Annotated in this window: 26 protein-coding genes and 1 pseudogene; 14 read left to right on the forward strand and 13 right to left on the reverse strand. The window is 70.0% G+C overall.

What is annotated here, in order from left to right; all coding sequences use genetic code 11:
* Positions 1–360 precede the first annotated feature (360 nt).
* Both PUT80_RS39520 and PUT80_RS39525 read left to right on the forward strand, forming a co-directional pair.
* Positions 361–1,407, forward strand: a complete 1,047-nt coding sequence (locus tag PUT80_RS39520; protein ID WP_275295185.1) for a hypothetical protein — start codon at positions 361–363, stop codon at positions 1,405–1,407.
* A 132-nt stretch (positions 1,408–1,539) separates the two neighbouring features.
* Positions 1,540–2,421 (forward strand): annotated as a pseudogene (locus tag PUT80_RS39525) (IS5 family transposase).
* 135 nt (positions 2,422–2,556) lie between these two features.
* On the opposite strand, the gene PUT80_RS39530 reads toward PUT80_RS39525, so the two are convergent.
* Positions 2,557–3,663, reverse strand: coding sequence for a tyrosine-type recombinase/integrase (locus PUT80_RS39530; protein WP_275295186.1), 1,107 nt, complete (start codon positions 3,661–3,663; stop codon positions 2,557–2,559).
* Positions 3,664–3,846: 183 nt separating this feature from the next.
* Positions 3,847–4,026, reverse strand: a complete 180-nt coding sequence (locus PUT80_RS39535; protein ID WP_275295187.1) for an excisionase family DNA-binding protein — start codon at positions 4,024–4,026, stop codon at positions 3,847–3,849.
* Positions 4,027–4,424: 398 nt separating this feature from the next.
* Between PUT80_RS39535 and PUT80_RS39540 the strand changes: the two genes are divergently transcribed.
* Positions 4,425–5,282, forward strand: coding sequence for a hypothetical protein (locus PUT80_RS39540; protein ID WP_275295188.1), 858 nt, complete (start codon positions 4,425–4,427; stop codon positions 5,280–5,282).
* Positions 5,283–5,327: 45 nt separating this feature from the next.
* Here the strand turns inward: PUT80_RS39540 and PUT80_RS39545 are convergent, their stop codons facing one another.
* On the reverse strand, positions 5,328–5,546 hold the full coding sequence (locus PUT80_RS39545; protein WP_275295189.1) for a DUF397 domain-containing protein: 219 nt from the start codon (positions 5,544–5,546) through the stop codon (positions 5,328–5,330).
* Between the two features lie 6 nt (positions 5,547–5,552).
* Positions 5,553–6,416, reverse strand: a complete 864-nt coding sequence (locus tag PUT80_RS39550) for a helix-turn-helix transcriptional regulator (protein ID WP_275295190.1) — start codon at positions 6,414–6,416, stop codon at positions 5,553–5,555.
* A 301-nt stretch (positions 6,417–6,717) separates the two neighbouring features.
* On the opposite strand from PUT80_RS39550, the gene PUT80_RS39555 reads away from it, so the two are divergent.
* The 6 genes from PUT80_RS39555 (at position 6,718) to PUT80_RS39580 (ending at position 10,888) form a co-directional block, all read left to right on the forward strand.
* Positions 6,718–7,119 (forward strand): hypothetical protein, encoded by a 402-nt coding sequence (locus tag PUT80_RS39555; RefSeq protein ID WP_275295191.1) that lies wholly within the window; start codon positions 6,718–6,720, stop codon positions 7,117–7,119.
* Complete coding sequence (locus tag PUT80_RS39560) at positions 7,112–7,438, forward strand: hypothetical protein (protein WP_275295192.1); 327 nt, start codon at positions 7,112–7,114, stop codon at positions 7,436–7,438. Before PUT80_RS39555 ends, PUT80_RS39560 begins: the two co-directional genes overlap by 8 nt.
* 61 nt (positions 7,439–7,499) lie before the next feature.
* The gene (locus tag PUT80_RS39565) at positions 7,500–7,652 is read left to right on the forward strand and encodes an albusnodin family lasso peptide (RefSeq protein ID WP_275295193.1); all 153 of its coding nucleotides are present in this window, start codon (positions 7,500–7,502) and stop codon (positions 7,650–7,652) included.
* A 77-nt stretch (positions 7,653–7,729) separates the two neighbouring features.
* Positions 7,730–9,550, forward strand: coding sequence for an albusnodin/ikarugamycin family macrolactam cyclase (locus PUT80_RS39570; RefSeq protein ID WP_275295194.1), 1,821 nt, complete (start codon positions 7,730–7,732; stop codon positions 9,548–9,550).
* Positions 9,547–10,302 (forward strand): lasso peptide biosynthesis B2 protein, encoded by a 756-nt coding sequence (locus PUT80_RS39575; protein ID WP_275295195.1) that lies wholly within the window; start codon positions 9,547–9,549, stop codon positions 10,300–10,302. The genes PUT80_RS39570 and PUT80_RS39575 overlap by 4 nt, the downstream gene beginning before the upstream one ends.
* Positions 10,283–10,888 carry a GNAT family protein gene (locus PUT80_RS39580; RefSeq protein ID WP_275295211.1) on the forward strand — a complete coding sequence of 202 codons (606 nt, stop codon included), beginning with the start codon at positions 10,283–10,285 and terminating at the stop codon, positions 10,886–10,888. The genes PUT80_RS39575 and PUT80_RS39580 overlap by 20 nt, the downstream gene beginning before the upstream one ends.
* 71 nt (positions 10,889–10,959) lie before the next feature.
* Here PUT80_RS39580 and PUT80_RS39585 read toward each other — a convergent pair whose 3' ends face one another.
* From PUT80_RS39585 to PUT80_RS39625, 9 genes are all read right to left on the reverse strand, one after another.
* Positions 10,960–11,736, reverse strand: a complete 777-nt coding sequence (locus PUT80_RS39585) for a sigma-70 family RNA polymerase sigma factor (RefSeq protein WP_275295196.1) — start codon at positions 11,734–11,736, stop codon at positions 10,960–10,962.
* A 541-nt stretch (positions 11,737–12,277) separates the two neighbouring features.
* A complete protein-coding gene (locus PUT80_RS39590) occupies positions 12,278–13,102 on the reverse strand; it encodes a hypothetical protein (RefSeq protein ID WP_275295197.1) in 825 nt (274 codons plus the stop codon).
* Positions 13,103–13,452: 350 nt separating this feature from the next.
* Positions 13,453–13,932, reverse strand: a complete 480-nt coding sequence (locus PUT80_RS39595; protein WP_275295198.1) for a hypothetical protein — start codon at positions 13,930–13,932, stop codon at positions 13,453–13,455.
* Positions 13,933–14,165: 233 nt separating this feature from the next.
* Positions 14,166–14,558, reverse strand: coding sequence for a hypothetical protein (locus PUT80_RS39600; RefSeq protein ID WP_275295199.1), 393 nt, complete (start codon positions 14,556–14,558; stop codon positions 14,166–14,168).
* On the reverse strand, positions 14,536–15,114 hold the full coding sequence (locus PUT80_RS39605; protein ID WP_275295200.1) for a DNA cytosine methyltransferase: 579 nt from the start codon (positions 15,112–15,114) through the stop codon (positions 14,536–14,538). Before PUT80_RS39605 ends, PUT80_RS39600 begins: the two co-directional genes overlap by 23 nt.
* Entirely contained in the window at positions 15,111–15,986 is an 876-nt protein-coding gene (locus PUT80_RS39610; RefSeq protein WP_275295201.1) for a hypothetical protein, read from the reverse strand. The genes PUT80_RS39605 and PUT80_RS39610 overlap by 4 nt, the downstream gene beginning before the upstream one ends.
* A complete protein-coding gene (locus PUT80_RS39615; RefSeq protein ID WP_275295202.1) occupies positions 15,983–16,537 on the reverse strand; it encodes a VUT family protein in 555 nt (184 codons plus the stop codon). Before PUT80_RS39615 ends, PUT80_RS39610 begins: the two co-directional genes overlap by 4 nt.
* 148 nt (positions 16,538–16,685) lie before the next feature.
* Entirely contained in the window at positions 16,686–17,750 is a 1,065-nt protein-coding gene (locus PUT80_RS39620) for a DNA methyltransferase (RefSeq protein WP_275295203.1), read from the reverse strand.
* Positions 17,751–17,806: 56 nt separating this feature from the next.
* Positions 17,807–18,574: a hypothetical protein gene (locus PUT80_RS39625; protein WP_275295204.1), complete on the reverse strand. Its 768-nt coding sequence runs from the start codon at positions 18,572–18,574 to the stop codon at positions 17,807–17,809.
* A gap of 712 nt (positions 18,575–19,286) precedes the next feature.
* On the opposite strand from PUT80_RS39625, the gene PUT80_RS39630 reads away from it, so the two are divergent.
* From PUT80_RS39630 to PUT80_RS39650, 5 genes are all read left to right on the forward strand, one after another.
* The gene (locus tag PUT80_RS39630) at positions 19,287–20,342 is read left to right on the forward strand and encodes a sigma-70 family RNA polymerase sigma factor (protein WP_275295205.1); all 1,056 of its coding nucleotides are present in this window, start codon (positions 19,287–19,289) and stop codon (positions 20,340–20,342) included.
* Positions 20,333–20,731 (forward strand): pilin, encoded by a 399-nt coding sequence (locus PUT80_RS39635; RefSeq protein ID WP_275295206.1) that lies wholly within the window; start codon positions 20,333–20,335, stop codon positions 20,729–20,731. The genes PUT80_RS39630 and PUT80_RS39635 overlap by 10 nt, the downstream gene beginning before the upstream one ends.
* Positions 20,732–20,923: 192 nt before the next feature.
* Positions 20,924–23,116, forward strand: a complete 2,193-nt coding sequence (locus PUT80_RS39640; RefSeq protein WP_275295207.1) for a hypothetical protein — start codon at positions 20,924–20,926, stop codon at positions 23,114–23,116.
* A gap of 12 nt (positions 23,117–23,128) precedes the next feature.
* Positions 23,129–24,346, forward strand: coding sequence for a PrgI family protein (locus tag PUT80_RS39645; RefSeq protein WP_275295208.1), 1,218 nt, complete (start codon positions 23,129–23,131; stop codon positions 24,344–24,346).
* A gap of 6 nt (positions 24,347–24,352) precedes the next feature.
* A complete protein-coding gene (locus tag PUT80_RS39650) occupies positions 24,353–26,221 on the forward strand; it encodes an ATP-binding protein (RefSeq protein ID WP_275295209.1) in 1,869 nt (622 codons plus the stop codon).
* Positions 26,222–26,270: the final 49 nt, after the last annotated feature.

Below are 26,270 nucleotides of genomic sequence, written 5' to 3' on the forward strand. Positions count from 1 at the left end.
ACGGAATAGGCTACACTAAATACTCTCCCGGAAACCGGAAACCGGAAACCGGAAACCGGAAACCGGAAACCGGAAACCGGAAACCGGAAACCGGAAACCGGAAACCGGAAACCGGAAACCGGAAACCGGGATACTTTCGGTCTTTCGCCGCAATGGGTCCTCTACGACGGCAGGCCGATCGCGGCCGCGCTGGCATTTTCCCACGACGAGCAGGTGGCAAGGCTCCGCGCCGCCGCCCCGGCAGCCGAATCGGTCGCCGAGGTCGTCGGAGACCCGTGCTACGACAGGATTCTGGCCAGCCTGGACGACCGTCCGCGTTACCGGGACGCTCTCCGGACGGGAAACAGAACGCTCGTCTACGTGTCCAGCACATGGTTCCGCAACGCATTGCTGGGATCCTGGCCGGATCTGCTCCGCCGCCTGATGGCCGAATTGCCGGTCGACAGTTACCAGGTGACGCTCGCGTTGCACCCGAACATCTGGCACGGGCACGGTCCGTGGCAGGTGCGAAGCTGGCTGGCCGACTGCGTGCGGGCCGGCATGATCCTCCTTCCCGAGATCGACGGCTGGCGGACCGGGCTCATCGCCGCCGACATCGTGATCGGCGACCACGGCTCGGTCACCGGATACGGAGCCGCGCTCGGACGCCCCACCCTGCTCGCCACCTTCGCCGACGAGGACATCGACCCTCGATCGCCGCTCGCCGACCTCGCCGCGTCCGCCACCCGCCTGGACCGCGCGCGACGTCTCCGCCCGCAGATCGAGGCCGCGCTGCGCGAGCACGACCCCCGACGGCTCGAACGTTTCCAGGCCTCGATCACCTCGGTTCCGGGACAGGCGCTGGACCGGCTCCGCACCCTGTTCTACCGCCTTCTCGACCTGGACCAGCCGCCCGGCGAGCCGCCGTTGACCGTGTTGCCGGCGTGGACCCCCGCCGAACCTGCTCCCCTGGCGCTGCAGGTCTCCACCGTCCTGGACCGGCGGACCCGCCGCATCCGGCTCACCCGGCGTCCCGCGATCGCCTTGGGCGACCCGGAGCCGGGCGACGAAGCCGCCCCTCATCTGCTCTGCCCCGTTGACCATCCGCAAAGGACATTGCGAGCCGAGGCCGCGATCATCACCGCCGAGTCCCGTGACGACCGAGCCGGCGACTGGGCACGCGCCACGCTCCGCCGGCATCCGGGTGCCGTCATCGCCGCGATCCTGAGCCCGCACGCAGCGATCGCCGAATTCCGCGACGGAAGCGTCTGGCACCTGTCCGCACCGGACGTCCCGGCCGACGCCCTGCCGTCCGCGCTCTGCGCCTGGCACCTCGCCGGCCTGCCATTGGCAGAACTCGGAAACGCCTGCGCTTTGCAGCTGGGCGACACGACTTATGACGTCGCGATCCGACGCAGCACACCATGATCGCCGAACCGCGCGCAACGGGCGGCATGCGCGCCCCGGCTTGGGCGAAACCCTCAGAGGGTGTTGTGAAACCTGGTTTTGGTGCGGTGTGTCGGTGGTGGTAGCGGCTGGGTGTGGTGATCATCGGGCCGGGTGTGCGTGTGTGCCTGTAAGCCGGTGTATGACTCGTCGTTGACGGATGCGCAGTGGGCGGTGGTCGAGCCGCTGCTGCCGAGAACCCATCGGAGTCTGGGCGGGCGGCCGCGGGTGCATTCGCGTCGGCTGGTGATCGACACGATCAGTTATGTGCTGGTCAGCGGGTGTGCGTGGCGGTTGGCGCCGCGTGATCTCGCGCCGTGGAGCACGGCGTATCGGGTGTTCGCGGCCTGGACCGCCGACGGCGCCTGGCAACGGATCCACGACGTGCTGCGCGAGCGGGTCCGCGAACGCGACGGGCGGGATCCACGGCCCTCGGCGGCGGTGCTGGACTCGCAGTCGGTGAAAACCGTCGAAGGCGGCGAGCAGGTCGGTTACGACGCGGGGAAGCGGGTGCGGGGCCGCAAACGGCATGTCCTGGTCGACACGCTCGGGCTGCTGCTGGGCGTGGCCGTGACCTCGGCGTCGGTGCAGGACCGTCCCGGAGCCCGGCGGCTGCTGGCCGGGATCCGGGCACGGTTCCCGCTGCTCGGGCTGGTGTGGGTGGACGGGGGCTACGTCAACTCGAAAGACGCCACGCTCGTGGACTAGGCCCGCCGACAAGAGAACGTGGAGGTCGTTGCGGTGCCGCGCAACGCGGATGTGACAGGGTTCCAGGTGCTGCCCCGACGGTGGGTGGTGGAACGAACCTTCGGCTGGCTCACGAGGTGCAGGCGCTTGACCCGCGACTACGAACGAAAAACCGCCCACGCGGAAGCGATGATCCAGTTCGCGATGATCCGGCTGATGGCCGCTCGCCTCGCCGACGAACACATCGAACCCCAAGGCCCCGTCGAAACCGAAGCAGCACGCCGCCTAGCAGAAGACACCAACAACTAACCACCCAGGTTCCACAACACCCTCTCAGCAAGCTCTCTCCCAGGCCGGAGGGAACACCGCCTGCACAACCTGCCCGATGCACTCCAGCTGCGGCAAAGGGCTGCCCGCCCGCCCGCGGTCGCGGCAGGCGGGTGCCTACACAGTCGCCGGGAGCATGTTTTCGAGCGCAGCGACGTTCTGTGGGTTCGCTTTTCTGCGCTTCCGGTAGTGGCGCTCCGCCACCTCACGACTGTTGCCCAACTGATCGGCGATCGCGGTGGTGGGCAAGCCTGCCTCGTCGAGCACCGTGCCGACCGTCTTGCGGAACACGTGGCTGGTGACCCACCCGTAGCCCACCGCGTTCATTGCTTCCTCGATCCGGTGGATGACGTTCGAGGGGTCGAGGTATCCGCCCTTGAACGAGGCGAAAATGGGACCTTTGCCAGCGGCCGCGCTGCGGCGGGTCAGCACCGGCAGGGACCATCCGGGGACGCCGAGCAGGAGTTCGTCCTCGTTTCCCTTGCGCAGCGGTCGCCGCACCAGTCCGTCCCCGGCGACGCGGATGATGTGATGGGTCGCGGAGACGGTCTGTTCGGCGGTGTCGATGTCGGTACCGAGGAGTGCGAGGGCTTCTCCGATCCGGAGGCCCGTGGCAAGCATGACCTCCATCAGATCGGGCAGGTCGAACCAGAGTTGACCGCGCGGCCCGAGAGAGCGGCCTTGCGCGTCTGTCTGGCGAGTCAGGGCATACGCGCGCAGCTTGGCGAGGAGGTCGACCCGCTGTTCCGCGTCGAGTGCCACCACTTTTTTCTTTTCGCCGTTGCGCGACAGCCGTCCGATGTCGCGGATGGGGTTCTTGCTCATTGCCCCGTGCCGGACCGCATAGTCGCAGGCACCGGACAGCGCAGCCTTCAATGTCTTTGCCGTGTCGTAGCTCTTCTTTTTCCGCGCGCTTCTGACCACTTTGCTGCAGCGGGTGACGATCACCTCTCGGCAGTGCAGTTTTCCCAAATCGGGGATTGCCCAGTTCTTGAGCACGCTGCGGTACAGGCGGACCGTCTCCGGGGCGAGATGCCCGAGACTCGCTTCTTCTTCCACCTCGTCCAGGTACAGGTCGACGACCTCGGCAAACCGTGTCGACGGGTCGATCTCGCCGTCGGTGGCCTCAGCCGCCGCCTCAACGAGGGCTTCCTTGAGACGGTTGACCGCTTCGTCCTTGCCAGGAGCCTGGCGGCGCACGCGCCGCAGCGACCCGTCGGACATCTTGAGGTGGGTGCTCGCACGGTAGCACGCGCCTCGCCTTTTCGTTTTGGCGAGTCGCTCGGTCTTGATGACACCGTACGTTCCTATCGGTGTCGACAACCTGCCCACAGAAGGATTCCCTCGAAAAACAACGCAGCCAAGGAATTCGACCGCCGAATTATCGATCCGGCATTGACGGTAGCATCACTGGCACGAGTGCAGGTAGCGATCTAATTCGAAGTCTGGGATCAGATAATATCGGCCTGCTTTAAGAGCGTTGAGTTTGCCGAGATGAATCAGGTCGAGAACGGTTTCGTACGGGATTCCGAGCTGAGTCGCCACTTCTCGGGGCGTCCAGGCACGACGAGAGAGAGCTTCGTTCATGATGCGGCTCCCTGGATTTCCACAGGGGACAGTCGGCGGCGGCATTGCCGGACGGTCGATCGACGACGCTGGCACGACCGCTGCGTCGCCGTCTCCGCACCAGGCAAGCTTCTCCGACCGCCGGGATCACCGCCCGGGGACTGCGCGCGTCGAATCATAAGAAGCCCTCCTCCGTCAGAGCTGTTGATGACCGGCTGCGGACCCGGTCACCGGCTAACTCCGGAAAAAGGGCCGTTTGGAGACACTCGCTCCCGGGAAACTGCGCAACCTCGCGAGTATCAGGACGCCGAGCCCCGGTTCCAGCGGCCGGCGGTGGCGAAGGATCTCAACTGCTGCCGATCTGCGGACAAGTGCAGTGGCGCCTCGGCGACCAGCATCCGAGAACCGCTAATCCCGACTTGCCGGTGGAGGTGTTGCGGAATGGCCGCGACGAACGACGTCTGAGCGTGAACCAGAAACGTCCAGATGAAGACGCGGCGTTCGCGATCGTCGGCAAAGTCCTCGGCGTCGAGGTCGATCCCTACGACTGCGACGGCCGCCAGAATGCGGTGGACGCGCTACTTCGTTACCCCGACGGCCATGAAGCTGCGTTGGAGGTTTCGTCCCTCGGACCCGAAGCGGAAGCCGCGATCACGAGCATTCTGCGCAAGCTGAGGCACCTGCGCACCGTCGAAGGGCTCCGGCGAACGTGGGTGGTCACGATCCCGCGCGACTTCCCACCGACCGACCTCGGCAAGCTGGACGGCACGCTCCTCCTCTGCGAGGAACGCGAGGCGACTTCCCTGGACTTGCTCTACGCCGGCGACGGAGCCGAGCCCGGCATACGCGAGGCGCGAAAGTGGGTCGATGCGGGGCTTCGCGCGGACGTCGTTACCGTGTCCGTAGATCAGCCGCCGAGAGTCTGGCTGACGCTCGACGGCATCGCCGGAATCGTCGATGGCGCGGAGCACTTGCTGGCCGGAGAACTGACGGTCGCGTTGTCCAGCGAGAAGATGCAGTCGAGAATTCACAAGACCGGCGCTCTCGGACACGAGGAGCGGCACCTGTTCCTCTGGGTCCGGATGAGCGCTTTCTCTCCGGGCGTCACCGACAACATCTACTTCGGAGGCCCGCTCCCGTCGGACGCGCCGCAGCTTCCCGATGGCCTGTCTCAGGTCTGGCTGTGCGGAGGTTCCGTGGGCGGCACCGTGCGCGCGATCTCCGGCGACCGCTGGGTCCGCGAAGCACCCCTGCTGCCTGCAGCCCGAACACCGTGACCCTGCGGGGCCACCGCGGTCAAACCCCGTTCGCCGGGACGACGCCTACAGGTCGAACTCGCCGTCCTTGACACCGCGCAAGAACGCGTCCCATTCGGCGGGGCCGAAGACCAGGACCGGGCTTGCGGCACCGAGCTTGGTGTCGCGGACTCCGATCAAGCCGGAGACCGATCCGACCTCTACGCAGGCGTTTTCCTTGCTGTAGGAAGCTTTGTGCCAGTTGGTCGCGCGCGAGAGGGCGGCGACGGCGTCCTCGTGTGTCATGGTGGGTCACAGATCCTTTGCTAGCTGACGGAACAGCGTCGAAGTCTTCTCCGGCTTGCTGGCCTTGACCCGGAGTTCGCTCAAGGCGTTGCGGTACTTCCTGATCTGCTCCACCTCCTCGTAGTAGTAGGGCTTGACCAGCGTCTCCGCGTACACGCAGCCGGGATAGTCCTCCAGTTCCGGCGGCGCGGACAGGATGGTGAAGGTTCCTTCCGCACCAGTGTGCGCGCCGACAGTGGTGGGCAGCACCTGGATTTTGATGCCGGGCCGGTCGGCGAGGTCGGCCAGGTACAGCAGTTGTTCGCGCAAGACGTCCTTGCCGCCGACCTCCCATTCCAGCGCGGTGGCCGCCATGACCCGCCAGACCAGCGGAGGCTCGCCCTCTTGGAAAATCATGCGCTGGCGAGCCATCCGCAGGTCGACGCGTTTGATCACCTCGTCGTCGTTCAGCTCCGGTTGGGCTCCGCGGATGGTGGCCTCGGCGTAGCGGCGGGTTTGGAATGCTCCGGCGACGACGTTGGCATCCCAGCCTTCCAGCTGGCTGGCCGAGGACTCCATGCCCAGGAACAGGCCGAAGTCTTCGGGGAAGTCGTGCTGCTCGCCGTCGGCGAACCAGTCCTTGCCCTTGCGGGCACGCTCCCGTAAACGCAGGAACGCCTCGATCCGATGGGAGACGCCATACAACGTGAGCAGACGCTCGAGTTCGAGCGGCTTCGGCAACGAGCGGCCGTTCTCGATATGGGCGATCGCCGACACACTCCCCCGGATCGCCTGAGCGGCATCAGACCGCTCAAGGCTGGCGGTCTCGCGCAGGTGCCGCATCGCGACCGCGAACCACCATTTCAGCGCGGTCGGGCTGGTCGTCGCCACGCGTCGCTCCTCTTCTGCCTGGCTAGTGCCGTTCGCGCTCGCCGTAAGCAGGGCGCGCGCAAGCGCACCCGATCGGACGATCCCATTTTGACGATCGTCAGTTGTACCGTCGTCATCATGACCCACGTCACGCGCGTAGCCGACACGGTACCGGGGGGGGCGTGCGCCTTCCCCGCAGTGGTGCTCCGGCAATTCCTCTGCCGTCGGGGACCGCCGCGGGGCTCGTGACGGCAGCGGCTCCGGCACTGACCCCGACCAGTCCGGAGCCGCTGCCCCCTCCGCCGAAAGGAGCACTCGTGCGATGAGCGCACCCTTGCCTGCGCCGAGGCAGTCCCCCGCCGAGCCGATGCACGGAGTCGCCCAGGTTTTCGGCGGCCAGCGCGCCTCTGCGGAGAGGACACGCATCCGGCGGATGGCGAGCCTGATCGTCGCGGCGGACAGCCCCGTCGGACGCGTCAGCGAGGCCCTCAACGACCTGGCCAGGCACCTGCCCGAACCCGGCGCACCGGATGCCTGCCCGACATGCGCGGGCAGGTACTGGCCGTGCTCGTACTTCGACGACGCGGCCTGCCGGGTGCACGCCGCGCGGCTGAGGGTCGGCGACGTCGTCCCGCTGGAGCTGCACCCCCGCCTGTGGCCGCCAGTCCCCTACGAAACCCGGGAGTGGCCATCCGAACCGCCCGAGGAGAACGATCGTGGATGAGGTCCTGAACTCGACGCTTCTGTCGGCGGTCCGCGACCGTCTCGACTATCTCGACGCCCTCGTGGGCAAGGCCGACGAGACATCGAAATCCGTTCTGGCCGACACCGTGATCACGCAGATGACCGGTGCGTGGCGCGAACTGCTGGCCGCGCACGAACTCGACGACCGCGGCCGCTGTCGCGTCTGCTCTCCTCGGAGGCTGTTCGGCCGCGCGGCATGCACGGTTTGGCGGACCGCCCATCGACGCTTGATCACCGACTCTGCCGAACGACCCGCCGCCGGACGCCATCACTACCGGTGCCGTCCCGGCACGTTCTGACCGCCCGGAAACAAGCGAGCGCGGCACAAGCCGTGCGACACAAGGAAAAGGGAGGGTACGCATGGAGAACACAACGGAGAACGCCACAAATCGGCAGGAGCACGCCCTAACAGCCGAGGGGCCGGTGCTGCTGGTCAGTCTCGGCGAGGCGTCGGAGCTGACCCAAGGCCAGGGCCAGGGCCACTCGGAGGACAAACGGCGGGCCTACAACTAGCTCACGACCCGGTGCCCGGCCCGGGGCAGCCCTGGCCGGGCACCACTCACCACAACGACGGCTGGGAAGGGAGACCCATGCGCTGGTTCGGAGGTTTCGGCGTGCCCGCCGCGCCGCCTCGCAGCCCGGACGGGCACGTGCGGCTGTGGCCGACCGTGCCCGGCTGCTGGACGTCCGGCTCCTGGGCCGGGCACGAAGTGCGCACCTCTTGGCACGGCACGCGGTTCGTCGCCGTCCTCGGCACCTGCGGCATCACCCATGCCGAACTGGCGCGACTCGGCGCGGACGGCGTTCCCGACGACGTGGCCTGGCGCTGGCCCGGCAGCTACACGACCGTCGAGGTCACCCGGGCCGTCACCAGCGTCTGGACCGACCTCAGCAGTGCATGGCCGATCTACACCACGACCGCCGACGGCGGGACGTACTGGGCGTCCAGTTCCCGCGCCCTGGCCGGGCTCACCGGAGCCCGGCCAGATCTGGACCGGCTCGCGACCTGGCTGCTCGCGCCTTCGGTACCTGTACTGCTGGCAGGGCGGTCCGCGTTCGAGGACGTGGCGCTCGTACCGCCAGGCCACCGCCTCACCGCGGACGCCGAAGGCGCACGGATCGACCGCATGTGGCGACCCCGCCCCCGGACAGGCTCCCCCGCCAGACGGCTGCGGACGGAACTGGCCGCGGCAACGGCCGTGCGTCTGCATGGTGCGGCCGCCGTGACCTCCGACCTGTCCGGCGGATTCGACTCGACCGCGCTGGCCCTGTTGGCCGCCGACCAGGCCGCACCTGGACAGCCCATAACCGGGGTGACGGTGCACCCCGCCGGACGCGATTCGGGCGGAGACCTGGATTATGCGCGGCTCGCAGCGCGGCACTCGGGAATCGAGCATCGTCTGCTGCCCCTGACCGGCGAGCATGCTCCCTACAGCCGGCTGGGCGAGGTTCCGGCGACCGACGAGCCCGCGCCCTCGGCCATCGCGTACGCCCGCTTCGCTGGGCAGCTGCGCTGGATCCGCGAAACCGTCGGCACCGACTGCCATCTCACCGGCGACGGCGGCGACAGCCTGCTGTGCACACCGCCGATCATGCTCGCCGACCTCGTCGCCACCGGCCATCATGGCCGGGCGGTGGCCGAGACGATGCGGTGGGCGCGGCTGCGGCGGCTGCCCGCGTGGCCGCTGCTGGCCGCCACGCGCAGAACCGCGCGTACCAGCCGCGCCGACGTGTTGGCGGAGTTGGCGACCAGCCTGCGCACCGGTGAGTCCGTGACGAAGCCGGACGGCCACATTGGCTGGTGCGCCACGGAACCGGTGCCTCCGTGGGCGACGGCCGACGCGCGCGACCGCGCCGCCGCCCTGGCCCACCAGGCCTCCGCGGGGGTCGCCGAGGTCCCGGCCGGCCTGTTCGCCACCACCGCGGCTGCCGAGGGCATGGCGGAGGTCGGCCGGTCCGCCCGCGCCGACATCCAGCTCGCCGAGCACGCCGGCGTGCAGCTGGCGAACCCGTTCACCGACTCCCGCGTCATCGACGCCTATCTTTCAGTTCCCTTGGCCGAGCGGCCGGGCCCGGCCAGCTACAAACCCGCGCTCGCGGCCGCCATGGACGGTTTGTTCCCTGCGAAGCTCGCGGTGCGGACCACGAAAGGCGACTTCAACCCCGACCACTACGGCGGCATGCGCGCCAACCTTCCCGCACTGCACACCCTCTCAGAAGGACGCCTGGCCGCTCTCGGACTTGTCGACCCGGCCGCGTTGCGCCGCACACTGACCATGACCGCGGCCGGGCTGCCGATCCCGTTCTCCACCGTCGAACCCGCCGTCGCCGCCGAAGTGTGGTTGCGCGCCTACGCTGACGCACCCCGCGTGACGTGGACGGCGACCCGCCCCGGAGTGGTGGCCGCATGAACCACCCGTACCTCACCGCGCCAGCGCACGTCCGGGCCGTCGATGTCGGCCCTGCCACCGTGATCGTGACCTACCGCAGCAGCCGAGCGGAAACCCTGGTCGGGCCGGCCGCTCAATGGTGGGCTGCCCTCTCCGCCAGCGGCGACACGACCGTCCCGTCCCCGCTCGACGACGCTTCCGCGCGGACGCTGTGCGGGCAACTGACGGACGCCGGGCTGCTCGTCTCAGCGCCGCAGCCCGAGCCGTGGCCCGCGCCGACCGCCGGACCGTCGTGGGAGCCCAGTTGGGGCACGCACGAACTTGCCGCCGGACGCCTCGAACCAGTGTCCGTCCCGTTCGGCACGACCGTGTTCGCTGGTCTGGCGCTGGCCGTCGTGCTCGTCACGCTCGGAGCCGGCCCCCGGCATGGACGGCTGGGCCGCCTGACCTGGCTGCTGAACAAGGCGGCCTGCCGAGCCCGGCGACCGGCCACCCCCGACCGCGCCCTCTGGGCCGTGCACGCCGTCCGGCGGGCCGGACTGCTCGCGCCGGGCCGGGTGGCATGCCTGGAGGAATCAGCGGCCGTGCTGGTGCTGCTGGCCATATCGCGCCAACGGGTGACGTGGTGCCACGGCGCGGCGGCCGACCCGGTGCGCCTGCACGCCTGGGTGGACACTGACGACCGGGAGCCGGTAGCCGAACCGCCGTCCACGGCGCGGTTCGCGGTGCTGCGCACCATCCCGGCCCGTGGCGATGGAGGCGAGAGCGATTAGCGAGCAGACCGAACCGACCGTGTGGATCCGCGGCGAGAAAGCCGGGCTCGGCCCGTTTTCCGAAGACCTGATCGACCAGTACTGGCGATGGGAACAGGACCCCGCCACGCTCGTCGGCTACGGCCGGCAGACCCCCGACTCGCTCAACAACCGCCGCGAAGGATTTCAGCATCAGGCCCGCGGCACCGACGACCAGCTCCGCTTCACCGTCTACGACATCACCGCAGCCCAGCCGATCCCGGTAGGCACCACCGCGGTGCTGATCGATCACCACGTTCGAACCGGGGAGTTCGTCATCCAGCTCGGCCCGGACTACCGCGGCAAGGGCCTGGGCACCGACGCCACCCGGCTCACCCTGGACTACGCCTTCCACGTCACCGCGCTGCGCTGCGTCTATCTCTCGGTGCTCTCGCCGAACAAGGCTGCCATCGCCGCCTACAAACGCGCCGGGTTCCGGGTCATCGGGGAGAGGCGCAACTCCGGATACTGGCTCGGCCAGCCCGCGAACGAAACGCTGATGGACGCGGTGCCCGAGGACTTCACCGGCCCGTCCGCCGTGCGGCAACTCGTCGGCCCCGGCCAGTAGCTTGCTACAACGCAACTGTTGCCGCCCGCGGTGGAAATTGATCGGCGCCGACGGCCGCGAGATCCGGACGATCATCTTGTCCAACTGCGGCCAGAAGGCCGCGCAGATGCCTTCACGGCGCGGAAAGAACTGTTGATCTCGGCAAGTTCGGCCGACAGCGCCAGGCAGGGCTCGCAGGCCCGGAGGTGTTCCTCGACCGTTCGGGCTTGTCGTTTCGACAGGTCGTTTCGGATCCACGCGCCGAGAACACTGAGCGCAGGCGCGCACCGTTGTGCCGGGGCATCTGGGACGTGGGCTTGCAAATAGCCCTGGCGAAGCCCTTCCCTAGCCCGGTACGCCAGCGCCGACACCCCGTTGGGCGTGAGGCCGAGACACGCTGCGGCCTGTGAAGGTGTCTGCTTGGCGATCGCAGTCAGCCAGAGAATGTCCCGCCATCGAGCCGGCAGTCCGGCGAACGCCTTTGCCGCCAACGATTTGTCGACAGAAGCCGCCGCCGTGTCGTGGAAGGGAACGCTCAACCAAATGGGATCTGCATCGCGGGTGACGTCCTCGGTCGGTGCAACTCGACGTTCGGCCCAACTCCTGTTGTAGGCGACGTTCCTCAGCACGGTGAGCAGATACGCGCGAACGGCCGAGTCCGGGCCGCGACCCGCGCGGAGCTCCTGCAGCACCCGGATGAACGCCTCGGACACGAGATCGTCGGCCTCCGTCTTCGTCCGGGAAAGCTTGCGGGCAAGGGCGCGGGCGGCATCGACGTGCCGGGCGTAGAGATCGCCGTAGGCGGCGACGTCTCCGCGGCGTACGGCATCGACGAGCCGACCGTCGTCACGGCGGTCAGCACTGCGCATCAGCGCGACAGCATCGACGGCCCGATCCGGGCTGGGAGCAGCCGGAACGGACGGTTGCGGTCGGAGGGTCCCGCATGGCGGGATGTCGGACGGGTTTTCTCGTGCACCGCAGGAATTGACGAGGCTGGTGGCCATGGTTCGGCGCGATGTGGTGTCGGGCAAACGCATCCAACGGGATTCGCAACCGGCGTCGCACTGCTCGTCGTGCTGGACGTTCCGGTGAGACGGAACCGTCCGGACGGGACGGGCCGCCCCAGCCAGATGTGACCAGGTGGAGGTTCGCAACTGATCTCTCCTTACCCAATCCGCAGGGTCTGCTGTGGACGTGTGTAAATGAACGCTCCGTTTCGGACAGAGGGGAAGGGGCAGCCACGAGACTCTTCGCGCGGCCCGAGGAGTTTCAGCCGTGACGGTGGTCCGAACGGACAGGGACGTGCGATGTCCGGTCCGAGCGGCATCGTGGTGTGGCTTGTCCGGCGGTCACCGTTTGGCGGGCAAAAAGCTCGTACGGCTGCGGAGACAGGCCGTGGGGCGATGAGTCTTACGGCACTGCGACGGCTGCTTCGGGGCCGCTGCGGCAGGAGAACGGGGAACAGCCGTCTGGGTCGTCTTCTTCGGTGCTGGGCCGTCCGCGGGTGGCGTCGAGGTCGACTTGGTCAAGGGGGCGCAGGGAGCGGTGGATGAAGAACTGGCCGCGCAACGGTTTGCCGCCGGCATTCGCGCGAGGGCTGCCGTGGCGGATCGCCTTGTCGAACTCGATCAGGTCCGCCCATGCCTGCGGGTCGGTGTCGCGGATGAACCGCAGCCGGGAGTTGCCTGAGTACGGGCAGCCGATACACGAGCTTTTCACCACGTCGCCCATGCCTCGCTCACGCAGGTACATCAAACAGTCCGAACGGGACATGCCCAAGTCGAGAAGCGGGAAGATGTTGCGGGCGTAGTTGACGTCCGAGTCCTTGGCGCGGTGGATCTCGTCGGTGGATATGCCGATGGCCTGGTCGACGAACACCCCGCGCGGCACCCGCAGCGGATGCGGGTAGCCGAGGATCTCTCGGACTGCCTTCTTCAGGGGTCGGATCTTATAGTCGCCGGTGCATTGCCTGCGCGCCATACCCCGTGTTCCGTCAGGATTTTTGACGAACAACGGCATGGTCACGAAGCGCGCGTCGGGATTCAGAGTGTCCAGGCGGATATTGCCGCCGGACACGGTCAGGACGGGTATCCCGGCCTGTGCACCGATCCGGCGGGCGGTGTCCAACTGCGCGTAGACCTGTTTGGGTTCCCATTCAGTATCGGCGAACAAGGCAGCATCGAAGCGCGGGATCCGGCCTTCGCATGCGAGCAGAAAGACGGTCAGGCTCTGCACTCCCGCGCCGAGGCTCAGGTATCGGCCTCGCGGTTGGCCCGGATAGCGCTCGCCGCGCGGCGAGCGCGTCCGGACTGCCATGGCCGGCCGTAGGCCTGATGCTGAGCGCGTCGGCGGACGCGTGGCAGTGTTGTGTGCTGTGGAGGGAGGACGCGAAGCCATCACAGCACCTCCTTGTCGGAACGGCAGCTGACGGCTCCGGGGTCACGACCGGGCGGACAGCGGCGGGCATTGCTGGGCGTGAGCATGGCAACGAGTTCCTTTGGAAAGTTCGGGCACGACGGATTGCAGGCTGCGGATGGACTGCGGTGCCCGAGCGGTGGCGTAGAAACCCCGAGCGCGCCACAGGTTCAGCCGTGCGAGCTCGTGCCAGGACGCTGACGTCGCGCTGCGGTCGAAGTCCGGGCAGTGCCGGACGGGCGCGTCGAGCCGCCGCGCACGGGAGACGGTCGGCTTGCGCGGGATTTCGTGATCCGCGTGCTCGCAAAGGATGGCTGGCGTGGCAGGCAGTTCAGATGAGCCAGGTCGGTGAGCAGGAGGCGTAGCGCGTGTGCGGCCTGGGCGGGCACGACTCCGTTGCCCAGCGCACGCAGTTGTGCGGTGCGCGGCAGGTCGAGATCTACGGCGGTGACCCACCCCGCGGGCAGACCCATGAGCCATTCGACGAACGGCGGAGCGAGCACGGGGCGGCCGTGCCGCCCGGGCTGTGTCGGGTAGGGCGCGGGCCGTGCGGTGATGATTTCCCAGCGGTGTACGGCGGCGGCGTATTCGCCCCAGTCCACCTGCCCCGGTTCACCGCGTGCGACGCGGCGTGCGCGAGTGGGTGTCACGGTCACTCACCTTCTTCCGCGTGCGTGGCTTCGGTGCGGGCGTGGTGACGGCGATGACGACCGACGGCAGCATCAGGTCGCCCTTCGAACCTCGTTGTGCGGGGCAGCCTTTGGTTCCGTCGGTCGCCCGCGGGGTCGGCAGAAGTCGTGGTGTGTCCAAGAGACACGGGCCTCCTTGTCGTGCGGCAGCGGAGATTCCGTTGGATGAACCGTCGTGCGGCGGAGGAATTCGGCTAGGAAGCCGCGAACACGCGCATTGCCGCGCAACATGTTCCGGCCGCTGGCGCCGGTCGGGTGTCGAGCGCGCGGGCGCGGTCGGGAAGGGACGGTCCGCCGTCGTGGGTGTCGTGGGTGCAGTTCTTCGCGTCCGAGGCCGTCGGGGTCCGCAGCAGCCGCACCGAGTCGGTCAGGGTCACGCACCCGGTCGGGATCGGACGGCCGGAGTTCAGCACGGTCTGGATCGCCGCCGATCGCGAGTCCGCCGCCGTCGGCGTAGGCAGCAACTGGGCCAGCCGGACAACGGAGTCGACGGCGTCGTTGAGGTTGACCTGGTGCCCGCCCGCACGGCGGCGCGCGGGATCGACCGGGCCGCGCGGCTCTCCGTCACGGGCCTGCGGGGTCGGCATCATCCGCATCCCGTCCCTGCCCGGGGACGGCACACAGGAACAGCCGCTCCCGCCGGTGGGCGACTCCGACGTCGGCGGCGCGTACGCAACGCCAAACCGCGTCATACCCCGCTTCGGCCAGCCCGCCGAGTACGACGTCGAGGCCGCCGTTTTTCCACCGGAGCGCGGCAACGTTTTCCACGATGACGAGGTTCGGTCGTAGTACGCGAATGGCGTCCAGGATGTTCCTCCACAGCCCACTGCGCGTTCCCTTCTCGATGCCCGCGCGCCGACCGGCCGCGGAGATGTCTTGGCACGGGAATCCCGCCGTCAGCACCTCGATCCGTTCCACGGCGGAGAAATCCGTCGTGCGCAGATCGCCGAGGTTCGGCACGCCCGGCAGCCGCGCGGCGAGAATCGCGGCGGCGTGCGGATCGACCTCGCAGTACCAGGCGATCCGGCCGCCGAGCACGGCCGCGACGCCGAGGTCGAGGCCGCCGTACCCGGTGCACAGCGACCCGATCACCGGCCCGTCGGTCGCCACGAACCGCAGGTCGTCGGTCAGAAGCTCGGTCACCGCCGCTCCCCCGGCCGTGTGGAACTGCCTCGGGCGGTGCGCGTCCCGCGCGACGGTGGGCGCGTGCCACCCGTGCGGCCACGGCTGGGCGGGCGCGCGCAGCTCGCAGTGGGCCGTGCGGTGACGCGGAGCTCCGGACGGGCAAGCGTGCTTTGGAGCCGAGCGTGCCAGGACAGTGCGTAGGTCAGGCAGTTGGCTTCGCTCCGGTGGCTGGGGGCGCAGCCCGGCAGGTATCGACCGCTGAAGCTCCACGCGGCTGAATCGCTGGAGCCGACCGCGTCGCCGTAGCGAGCCAAGCCGATCGTCTTGACCCCGAAGCAGTGCAGCCGCAGCCCGCGCGCGTGCAGCGATCGCACTATTTGCTCGACCTGACCGCTGTGCTGGCGACGGCATACGCTGCCGACGCCCACCAGCGGCAAGGCTGTCAGGTCTACGCCGTGGCGTTCGTACGAATCCGCGCAGCGGTGGTAGTCGCGGACGTCATCACCCTGCACAACCGGGATGATCGGCAGCTCCGGTGCCAACTCGCGCAGCTGCAGATAGTTGCGGACGGTGCGCAGAAGATGGGTGCGCAAGCTCAACCCAGTGCGGGCTCGGACATGCGCTTCGGTCATCCAATCCTGCGGTGCCGCCCACGCCATCCCGCCGATCTCGGCGGCGTAGCGGCGCACCGCGGCGACGTATGTTCGGGCATCGCTGCGCCAGCGGCCGTGCAACGACAATTCAGTGAAGCCGCCGGAGTCCAGGGCCCACTCGCCTGTCGCACGCGGCAGAGTGCGGCGCCCGGCCAGCCGCCGGTGCGAGACCAGCAACGGCACCGCGAGATCACGGGAGAGCCACGCCGGCTGGTGCGTGCCCAGATAGAACTTCACGACCGCACCTCCGGCCGGCGCGACCACGCAGCCAGCACCGCCAGCGCCGCGACGGTCGCTAGGGCCTTGCCCGCGAGCTGGCCGGGCAACAGTGCCAGCGACCCGAACGCTCCGGGCACGAACACGACACTGTCCACGACCAGACCGCCCAGGTTCGATCCCGCGACCGCGTTCAGTCGTCCGCGCGGTCGCCATCGGCGGTACAGCCAGCAATCGACGAGTTCGGACACTGCGAACGCCACGGCGCTCGCCGCAGCCATCCGCGGCGACGCCACGATCGCCGAGACCGCCGTCCCGGCGATGACCGCCGCGAGCACCCCGCGCACGCCGAGCGTCTCGTGCACCACGTCGCGGACAGCCAACGCCGCTCCCGCGATAGACGCGCCCGCCGGGACGACTAGAGCGCCCACCGCGAACAGGTGCTGCGCGCTGGCCCAGTTCGCGCCCGCCACCGTCGCCAAATAACAGACGGCCGCGCCCCAGCCCGCCGTTGACACGCCCCGTCCGCGCTCCTCCGGCACAGCGGCCGCCACCGACGAGGCGGCGATCATGTTGCACTGCCCGCGGGTCCGCGCGGCGACGCCTCAGGCGCGGGCTTGCCGGAATCCGGGCAGCGATGCCGGGCGGCGACGCGCCGTGCCACGGCTAGCGACCGGTAGTGGGCGCGCCAGCCGCAGTCCTGGCACCGTGCGCGGGCGCTCACGACTGCCGCCGATGGATGTCCAGCGCGGTCCCGGGACGCGTGAGCGGGCGGCGCAGCACCACCACGTCCTCGTGCGTGATCAGATGCAACGGCAGACCCTGCTCGCGCTGCTTGCGGATGAAGTCGCGCTGGAAGAAGGAGCCGCGCGCGACGAGATCGCTCTCGGCGACACGTGCCAGCAGCGCGACGCACCGCTCGGCCGGCACCAGCCCGGCCGCCTGACCGCAGGCGATGATCTGCGAGGGCAGGTCGATCAGTTCCGCGTGCTCCCGCCACGGCCGCACCGTGATAGCGACGTGCCCACCCGGCCGCAGCACGGCCGCGCACCCGGTGAGGACGCGGGTGAACCCGGCCAGCAGCCGATGGTGGCCGACATTGGCCAGATTGCCTCGGTCCAGCGCCGACCCGTAGCGGTAGTAGTACTTGTGTACCTTCCCGTCTGGCGACTCGCTGCCGGCGACGACCCGTCCGTGCGTGGACGGCCCGTAGGGCGGCGAGGTGACCACCAACGCGACCTGTCCTCGGTACTTCTCCGGCAGCAGGAAGGGCAACTGCCGTGCGTCGCCGCGCACGACCTCCGCGTCGTGGTCGCGGCCGCGCGCCCGGGCCAGCTCGAGGTTCGCGCGCGCGACTGCGACCCACTGCGGTTCGTACTCGACGCCGACCGCGCGGCGTCCGGCGTCGATCGCCTCCACCAGCGTAGTTCCCGACCCCGCCATCGGGTCGAACACGAGCTCCCCGGGACGTGTGTAGGCGCGGACGGCGTGCGCCGCAACGGCCGGGAGCATCTTCGCCGGATGCGCGGTCGACTCGGGCACGTAGCGGCCCTTGCGCTGTGCGGACGGCGAGGTCTGCGCGGTCGCCCACACCGACAGCGGCAGCCCGTCCGGGTCGGCGGTCGCGGTCGCCTGGCCGTTCCCGATCGGCGTGCCCGGGGTGACGCCGGTGTCGAGGGCGTCGATGAGCGCACGCGAGACCGGAACGGTCGGGCTGTCGTCGCTGCTGACAACCGAGCCAGGCGCGCTGGGGTTGGCCGGGGACGAAGGCTGCGGGTGGGGCATGAGTGTGGTGCCTTTCGCGAGAGCTGAGGACACGGTCGGGCGCGGCGAGAGCGGAGTCACGGGATGCCTCCCGCAGGAGTGCCGATTGGCGCGGAGGTCTCCGCCTCGCCGGGGTCGGCGGGCTGGGCGAAGACAAGGACGTCGCCGTGCGCGCGAAGGTGCGGCGCGGGCAGTCCGCGCACTGTCGCGCGGTGGCGGGCGCGGTAGTAGTCGGCGGCCGCTGCCGGGCTCGGCGCGGCGGGCAGGCGTCCTTTCCGGACGGGAGTGTGCAGAGCGACGATGTGCTGCAGGTAGAGCAGATCGGCGTGCTGGGCCGCGGCCACGATCGCGCCGGTCGGGTCGGCCAACCGGCCCTCGGTCCAGTCGCTGTGCGTGTACACGACGAAGGTCCCGCCGTGGCGCAGCCGGTCGGCCGCCAGCAGCGCGAGCGAGTCCAGCGACACCGACTCGGCGGCGCGGGCAGATAAGGACACGAGCACCAGATCCACTCGCGAACCGCTGCCCGGCACCGGTGCGTGGCCACTCTGGAGCGCGGCGGTGCGCGACGGTACCCCGGCGGGAGCTGCGGACGGGTCGCGAGCGTCGGTGACCAGGTCGGCCCAGAACGGCCGAGACGACCCAGTGCCGTCGTCTCGACCGTTAACCGCGAGCGAGTCGGCCGTGCGGCCAAGCGCCCGCACCGCCTCCCGCGCTGCCGTCACCGGCGGCACACTGGTCGTCGCGGCTGCGTCCGCGCCCGGGGTCGTCGCGGTGTCGAGGTCGATCAGCAGGACGTGTGCACCGGGCGCGGTGAACGCCGCCGTGACGGTCTCCACGATGGGCACCGGCCACACCGCGCAGGCGTCGATCGGGTCGGGCCCGCATGTCCACACTGTCGCCGGAGTCGGTGCCGTCGAGGAGGGTGTCCGGCGGCGTGACGCGACCCGTGTCGCTGTGGGATGCGAAGTCGCACGAGTCCGGCCTGCGCTTGCCGCGGCGGCACCTGCACGGGCTCCGGGGTATGGGACGAGGCCACCGCCGCGGCGAGTACGCGGCGGGCGAGTCGAGTCGGTCCGGCGACCGGGACGGCCGTCCGGGGACTGCGCGCGCTGGGTCATGGAAAGCCTCCTGGGCAAGAGCCGCCGACGCGGGTTCCGGCGGTGGATGCGGTCACCGGATAACTCCGGAAAACACGTCCTCCGGAGACACTCGCACCCGAAAAAATTCCCCGGATTCCGCACGGATCAACCAGGGGAACAAATAAAACAGAAATGCACCTTAATACCGGCAGAACGCCGCACTCTCATTACGGGGCCGGCCCGGGGCTCCTCGTCGGCAACGGGCGAAGCCAAGAGTTTCAACCCAGATCAGAGCGGGTTTCTGCGTGCGCCTCACTGGCCACGCACGTGCCCGGCAGGCTTGGGTTCGCCGATGGCAATACGTGCACTTGAGGCGCTCGGTTGAGGCGGTTTCGACACGGCTCGGAGGCGTTTTCGAGGCGCTCCGGCCGGTGTTCTGGAGACCACTGTTATTCCACCTTTGCGAGGAGTGGTAGCCATGGATTTTCCGCCGCTGGACAACAATTCCGAGCTGGGCGTTTTCTCGCTTCGCCGCAGCGACGGACGCGCCCGGGAGGACGGGCTGTTCGACGTCGCCGCCACCACCTTCCAGTGGCTGGTGACCGGACCTCATCCAGTGTGCGTGGACGGCACCGCAATACCCGGACTGCCGTCGCGCCCCGTGCCGCTGAACGAACTCGGGGCGCTGCTGCTGGCACAGGACTGCACCCAGGCCACCCGGGACGCGACGTGGACTTATCTGATCACCCGCTCGCGCACCGAGGGCGGCACCTGGACGATGGCGTGCGTCGGTCTCGCGATGCCGGTGCTGCTGCCGGTCGCCGCCCAGCTGACCAACCGATTCCGCGGCGACAAACACGACATCCACGCCGCCGTCCTGACCGGTTTCCTGCACGGTCTCGGCGAGGCTGATCTGGACCGTCCGGCGATCCTCGTGCGTCTGCGGTGGGCCGCGTACCGCGCCGGCTACGCCGCGCTGCGCGAGGCCCTCGACGCCGCGCCGCCCACCCCAGACACCGCCTTCCGTTCGGCACCGCCGCACCGCCCCGGCGGACATCCCGACCTCGTGCTCGTGACTGCCGTGCGCGCTGGCGTCATCACAGCCAACGAAGCCGCGCTGATCTCAGCCACCCGCTTCGGGGACCTGTCGCTCACCGATGCGGCACACGCTCGCGGCCAGACCTATCGGGCGACGCAGCAGGCCCGTCATCGCGCCGAACAGCGTCTGGCCCGCTACCTCACCGCACCCGACGCCGGCGACGAAGCAATCGCGCCGGAGGCCGACGGCCGCCCACGCCGCGCGGGGTCGCGGCATCCGGAGGTGCGACTGTCGCGCACCCGGCGGGTGCGGCTGCGCAGCGTGACGCGCACAAGCCCGGACCTGGCGCGGAAAGTCGCGCGCCCGGTGTCTCCGACCGGCCCGGAATCCGGAGTTAGCGCACGCGGGACCCGCCTGCCCGCACACCCGCCCCGCCGCTCGTCCGGCCGTGTCCGCCGGGCGGCTTCCGGTCAGGAGGCCCGCTCATGCGACTGACCCTCACCCGCCACTGCCGCCCTCCGGAGCCCGCGCGCCGCACTGCCTCGCGCCGTCGCCGCGCCGTCCTGCTGGCGGGATGGCTGGCTGCCGCCGGAGTGCTGCTGACGTCGTCGACCGCGCGGGCGGAAACCGTGCAGATCGTCGCGCTCGCCCAGACCGTCGACCAGGTTTTCGACAACATCCGCAAGTGGATCATGGGGATCCTCGCCGGAGTCGCGATCATCCTCTTCACCGTCGCGGGCCTGCGCTACCTGCTCGCCTCCGGAGATCCCGGCGAGGTCGAGAAAGCCAAGAGCGCGTTCAAGGCCGGCTGCATCGGCTTCGGGCTCGCCGCGCTCGCCCCGCTCGTGGTCGAGATCCTCAAGGGCATCGTGGGCGGGGTGTGAGCGATGACCGCCCCGCGCCGCACCCGCTCGCACGACCCGAAACGCCGAACGACGGCACCGCCCGAGCACCCCGCCCGAACCACCGACACCGGACCAGTCCGCGACGACGCCAACACTGGACTCGGCGAGCGGCTCCTCTCCCCTCCGTTGTCAGCTCGCGCGCGGCACCGTCGCGGCGGACGGTTGCGTCGAATGCGCGGGTGGGTCCCTGCACTCGCGGTGCTGGTGCCTCTGCTGGCGGTGCTCGCCGGGCTCGCCTCGACCGCACACGGCGCACCGCCACCCCCCGCTGCGGCGGAGCCGGGGCTCGCGCAGCCGCCGGTGCTGCCGCTGCCGCCACAGCCCGGATGCGGTCCCGGTGTGCCGGACCCGGCGTGCACGCTGCCCACCGCCCCGGCCCCGCCGCCCACGGGGCTGCCGTCCTCACCGATCGTGCCGCCTCCCGCGCCGCCAGTGTCGTGTTTCCCGGGTGCGCTGATGCCCGAATGCGGAGCGCTGGGCAGCACGACCCCGCCAACCACACCACCGCCCCCGCCGTGCACGGGACCGAACTGCATCCCGCAGCTGGTCCCGCCCGGCCCCGGTCGCTCAGGCACCGCTCCCGCACCGGGAACGGGCACCGGCGAGCAGGCCGACAAATGCGGCATCACCGACCCGGTCGCCTGCGTCACCGAAGGCATCGAGAGCTTCTTCCGCGGCGTCGTCACCGACGCGCTGAACCCGCTGCTGGACCTGCTCGGCAAAACCCTGCTCACCACACCCGATCCCGGCTCCCTGCCAGGACTGGGAGCGCTGTGGACCGGGTCCTGGCACATCCTGCTTTCGGTCTACGTGATCCTCGTGCTGATCGCCGGGCTGCTTGTCATGGGCTACGGAACATTGCAAACCCGCTATACCGTCAAGGAGATCGCTCCCCGCGTCGCCGCCGGGTTCCTTGCCGGGACGCTGTCGCTGTTCGCCGCTACCAAAGGGATCGAGTTCGCCAACGCTCTCGCGCAGGCAGTGATGGGCGAAGGCGTCAGTCCGCAGGCGGCGGCCAAAACCCTCACCGACATGCTGCTGAAATCCCTCGGCGGCAGCTTCTGGGTCATTCTCATCGGGCTGGCACTCGTGGTGATGGTCGTCATCCTGCTCATCACGTTCGTCGTGCGAGTGCTGGCGACGGTCCTGCTGATCGGCTCAGCGCCGGTCGCGCTCATGTGCCACGCCCTGCCCTTCACCGACGGGATCGCCTGGACGTGGTGGAAAGCGTTCGCCGGGGTGCTGGGCATCCAGGTCGGCCAGTCGATGGTCCTGGTCGGCGCGCTGCGGACCGTGTTCACCCCCGGCGGGCTCGCCAGCGTGTTCGGCCAGGCCGGGACCGGGCTGGTCAACCTGCTGCTGTGCATCGCGCTGATGTGGGTGCTGATCATGATCCCGTTCTGGTGCCTGCGCCCGATGCGCGGCGGCGGCCGCTCGATGCTCGGCTCGCTGGTGCGCGGCGCGATCGCCTACAAGACCATGGGTCTGCTGCGCGGCACTGGCTCCCGCCGCAGCAGCGGCAAGAGCGGTGGCGCGCACCGCCCGCGCAGCGACGGCGGCGGTGCACCGGCGGACCCGCCCTCGACTCGCTCGGGACAGTTCCTGCTGCCGATGCGCGTGCGCCGCACCCGGCCTGCGCCGCGCCGATCACCGCGCCTGGGCGACCTCCCTGGCACCGCGCTCCCGGACCGGCGGCCCGGCCCCGGCCAGATGTCGCTGTTCACCGCTAGCGGTTCCGGCGACGAGCAGACCGTGGCGGCCAACCCGCGCGCACTGCCCCCGGACGACCTGCCCGGCGCGTTGCCGCGCGACCAACTCGGACTGCCGATCACCACGCGGCGCGACCAGGACCGCACCGCACGCCGGACGCTGGCCGACGACCTCGCCGACCGCCCCGCCGGGACGCCGCCGCCCGTGCCGCAGCCCGGTCTGCTCACCACCGACGGGCGGATCAACCGCAACGCCCGCCCGCCCGCGCACCTGCCCCGCGCCCTGGTGGCACCGGGCGCCGGGATGCTGCCGATCCATTTGCGCCCCGCCCCGCCGCGCACGCCCCGCCGGACGCTGGCCGACGACCTCGCTGACCCACCAGCCAGCCCGCCGCAGACCGGGCCTGGGCTGATCACCCCGTCCGGGCGGATCAACCGCGCCGCCCGCGCCCCGCGCCGCCCCGCGCGCGACGCCTACACCGGCAACCGGCCACTCGCCTCGGGCCAGTACCCGCTGCCACTCGGCCTGCACCGCCAGCGCAAGCCGTCGCCACCACCGCCTGCTCCCTCGGCACCGTCGCCGAAACGGCGGGCCGGAACGCAACTGCCGCTGCCGTTGGACCTGCCCGCCCGCCGGGCCCCGAAGAAGAAGTGAGGCCTCGTCGCCATGAACTCTCCCGTGCGCGTGCCCGCCGACGTCGACCGCCCGGACCTGGTGCTCGGGCCCCTGACCGCACGTCAGCTCGCGATCCTCGGCACCGCCGGACTCGGGCTCTGCGGCCTCTACTCCGCGACCCGCGCGTTCCTGCCGCTGCCGGTGTTCCTGCTCATCGCCTTCCCGGTCGGGGCCGCGGCCGCCGTGCTGGCGCTGGGCAAGCGCGACGGGCTCTCCCTGGACCGGCTCGCTGTCGCCGCGATCCGCCAGCACCTGTCCCCTCGCCACCGGGTCGCCGCACCTGAGGGTGTACGCGCGGCCCCGGCCTGGCTGACCGCGCCGCAAGCCGAGACCCGCACGCGAGGCCGCAGGCGCCGCACCGCCGCGAACGAACCAGTGTCCCCGGCTCCGCTGGAACTTCCCGCCAGCGGGGTCGCCGACACCGGCGCGCAGGCCGGGGTCGTCGACCTCGGCACCGACGGGCTGGCTGTCATCGCGGTCTGCTCCACTGTGAACTTTTCCTTGCGCACGCCCGGAGAACAGGAAGCACTCGTCGCTTCGTTCGCCCGCTACCTGCACAGCCTGACCGCGCCGGTGCAAATCCTGGTGCGGGCCGAACGCCTCGACCTCGCCCCACAGATCGCTCAGCTGCGGGCCCGCGCCGGCGGCCTCCCCCATCCAGCCCTGGAGGCCGCCGCCCGCGACCACGCCGACTACCTCGCCGACCTCGCCTCGCACACCGACCTGTTACGCCGGCAGGTGCTGCTCGTGCTGCGCGAACCGCTCCGCACCAGCCCCGCTGCGGCAGGCGTGGTGGCCCGGCGACGACGCCACGAGGACCTGCCGGTCGACGCGGGGGCGCGGCAGGCGGCCGAGCAACGGCTGGTGCGCCGTCTCGGCGAAGCCGTCGACCTGCTCGCCCCCGCCGGCATCACCGTCGCCCCGCTCGACGCCGCCGCCGCGACCGGCGTCCTGGCCGCGGCCTGCAACCCCGACACATTCCTCCCGCCCTCGGCCGAACTGGTCGGAGCCGACGACGTCGTGACCGCCACCGCCACCTTCACCGACCTCTACGGCGACGACGACACCGAACGCTCACGCTCCCCGCAGCGGGTCGCAGCAGCGACCGACTCCCCTCCCTCCCCACACCGGCCTAGGCCCGCAGCCCCTGGCCCATGGCTGTCCGAAGACGAGGACTGGGACTACGACGACGAGACCGAAGGCAGGTAAGACCCCATGGCACGCATCGGAAACCGCACCGCGCCTTCCCGGACCGGGTCGGCGGGGGCATTCACTCCGGACTCGCTGTCGGTGTCCGCCCGCCACCTCGAGGTCGGCAACGAGTTCGTCGCCTCCTTCGGCGTCACCGGCTACCCGCAGGAGGTCTACCCCGGCTGGCTCGCCCCGCTGCTGACCTACCCCGCCCGACTCGACGTCTCGGTGCACGTCCAGCCGGTGGACCCCGCGACCGCCGCCAGCGGGCTGCGCAAACAACGCGCCCGGCTCGAATCCAGCCGGCGTCACAACGCACGGCACGACCGGCTCGACGACCCCGACCTCGACGCCGCCGCCGAGGACGCCGCCGACCTGTCCCGGCGCATCGCCCGCGGCGACGGGAAACTCTTCAAATTCGGGCTCTACCTGACCGTCCACGCCGCAGACGAGGACAGCCTCGCCGACGAGGTCTCGGCGCTGCGGTCGCTGTGTGCGTCACTGCTACTGGACGCCAAACCGGCGACCTACCGGGCACTGCAGGGCTGGGTCACCACTCTGCCACTCGGGCTGGACTCGCTCGGACTGAAACGGACCTTCGACACCGCTGCCGCGTCGGCGGCCTATCCGTTCACCTCACCCGACCTCCCGCCGACCGACCCGGCCTGCCCGGCTCCTGACGGGATCCTCTACGGGTACAACCTCGGCTCCTCCGGACTCGTGCACTGGGACCGGTTCGCCTGCGACAACTACAACTCCGTCGTGCTCGGCAGCTCCGGGGCCGGCAAGTCCTACCTCGTCAAGCTCGAGACGCTGCGCAGCCTCTACCGCCGCCTGCGCGACACCAGCCGCGACGAAGCCAACGGGTGGGCCACCGACGGGGTGCAGGCGTTCGTCGTCGACCCCGAGGACGAATACGCGCGCCTGGCCACCGAGATCGGCGGCACCTACGTGCACCTCGGCGCGGGCGGAGTGCGACTGAACCCGTTCGACCTACCCGTGCACACCGATGCCCGAGGACGACGCACCGCCCCGCACGACGCGCTCAAACGACGCAGCCTGTTCCTGCACACCGTCCTCGCGGTGCTGTTCGGTGCCGCGATCACCGCCTCCGAGCGCACCGTGCTCGACACCGCGATCACCGCCACCTACCAGCATGCGGGCATCACCGGCGACCCCCGTACCTGGACGCGTCCCGCGCCGCTGCTGCGCGACCTGCGCAATGTGCTCGCGGCGTCCGGCGACACCACCGCAGCCGACCTGGCCGCCCGGCTGCACCCGTTCGTCGACGGCTCCTTCGCCGACCTGTTCGACGGTCCCACTACCGCCGCCCCCGATGGGCACCTCGTCGTGTTCTCCTTACGCGACTTGCCGGACGAGATGCGCACCGTTGCCACCCTGCTTGTGCTCGACACCGTCTGGCGGCACGTGACCAACCCCGCCCACCGGCGGCCCCGGCTGGTCGTGGTCGACGAGGTCGGCATCCTCCTGCGCCACCCCGAGGCCGCACTGTTCCTGCTGCGCCTGGCCAAAGTCGCCCGGAAGTATTGGTGCGGGCTCACCACTGCCACCCAGGACGTCGCGGACCTGCTCGACACCGAAGTGGGCGCTGCCATCGTCGGCAACGCCGCCACCCGCGTCCTGCTCCGGCAGCCCCCGCACACTATCGACCGGATCTGCGCCGCCTTCGACCTTTCTGCCGGAGAAAAGCACTACCTGCTCTCCGCCGACCGCGGCCAAGGACTGCTGGCCTCCGGCCCGCATCGGGTCGCTTTCCATGCGCTGGCCTCGCCTGCGGAGAACTTTCTGATCACCACTTCCCCAGAGTTCCTCGCAACTTTACCCGAATCTGAGCGGAACTCTGGGTATTTGGTGCTTGACGATGATAGCTGAATCCCGGAGTTGGGGAACTATGGAATCGTCATTCCTTTGTGGATTGTTC

The organism is Amycolatopsis sp. La24, assembly GCF_029087445.1.
In the GTDB taxonomy this organism is placed as follows: domain Bacteria; phylum Actinomycetota; class Actinomycetes; order Mycobacteriales; family Pseudonocardiaceae; genus Amycolatopsis; species Amycolatopsis nivea.

Excerpts from the sequence above, each read along its gene's own strand:
- PUT80_RS39615 (WP_275295202.1), bottom strand. The coding sequence starts at position 16,537 with ATGATCGCCGCCTCGTCGGTGGCGGCCGCTGTGCCGGAGGAGCGCGGA.
- PUT80_RS39580 (WP_275295211.1), top strand. The coding sequence starts at position 10,283 with ATGGAGGCGAGAGCGATTAGCGAGCAGACCGAACCGACCGTGTGGATC.
- PUT80_RS39535 (WP_275295187.1), bottom strand. The coding sequence starts at position 4,026 with ATGAACGAAGCTCTCTCTCGTCGTGCCTGGACGCCCCGAGAAGTGGCG.
- PUT80_RS39645 (WP_275295208.1), top strand. The coding sequence starts at position 23,129 with ATGAACTCTCCCGTGCGCGTGCCCGCCGACGTCGACCGCCCGGACCTG.
- PUT80_RS39630 (WP_275295205.1), top strand. The coding sequence starts at position 19,287 with ATGGATTTTCCGCCGCTGGACAACAATTCCGAGCTGGGCGTTTTCTCG.
- PUT80_RS39620 (WP_275295203.1), bottom strand. The coding sequence starts at position 17,750 with ATGCCCCACCCGCAGCCTTCGTCCCCGGCCAACCCCAGCGCGCCTGGC.
- PUT80_RS39530 (WP_275295186.1), bottom strand. The coding sequence starts at position 3,663 with ATGTCCGACGGGTCGCTGCGGCGCGTGCGCCGCCAGGCTCCTGGCAAG.
- PUT80_RS39575 (WP_275295195.1), top strand. The coding sequence starts at position 9,547 with ATGAACCACCCGTACCTCACCGCGCCAGCGCACGTCCGGGCCGTCGAT.
- PUT80_RS39585 (WP_275295196.1), bottom strand. The coding sequence starts at position 11,736 with ATGCGCAGTGCTGACCGCCGTGACGACGGTCGGCTCGTCGATGCCGTA.
- PUT80_RS39600 (WP_275295199.1), bottom strand. The coding sequence starts at position 14,558 with ATGCCGACCCCGCAGGCCCGTGACGGAGAGCCGCGCGGCCCGGTCGAT.
- PUT80_RS39635 (WP_275295206.1), top strand. The coding sequence starts at position 20,333 with ATGCGACTGACCCTCACCCGCCACTGCCGCCCTCCGGAGCCCGCGCGC.
- PUT80_RS39640 (WP_275295207.1), top strand. The coding sequence starts at position 20,924 with ATGCGCGGGTGGGTCCCTGCACTCGCGGTGCTGGTGCCTCTGCTGGCG.
- PUT80_RS39650 (WP_275295209.1), top strand. The coding sequence starts at position 24,353 with ATGGCACGCATCGGAAACCGCACCGCGCCTTCCCGGACCGGGTCGGCG.
- PUT80_RS39545 (WP_275295189.1), bottom strand. The coding sequence starts at position 5,546 with ATGACACACGAGGACGCCGTCGCCGCCCTCTCGCGCGCGACCAACTGG.
- PUT80_RS39570 (WP_275295194.1), top strand. The coding sequence starts at position 7,730 with ATGCGCTGGTTCGGAGGTTTCGGCGTGCCCGCCGCGCCGCCTCGCAGC.
- PUT80_RS39555 (WP_275295191.1), top strand. The coding sequence starts at position 6,718 with ATGAGCGCACCCTTGCCTGCGCCGAGGCAGTCCCCCGCCGAGCCGATG.
- PUT80_RS39565 (WP_275295193.1), top strand. The coding sequence starts at position 7,500 with ATGGAGAACACAACGGAGAACGCCACAAATCGGCAGGAGCACGCCCTA.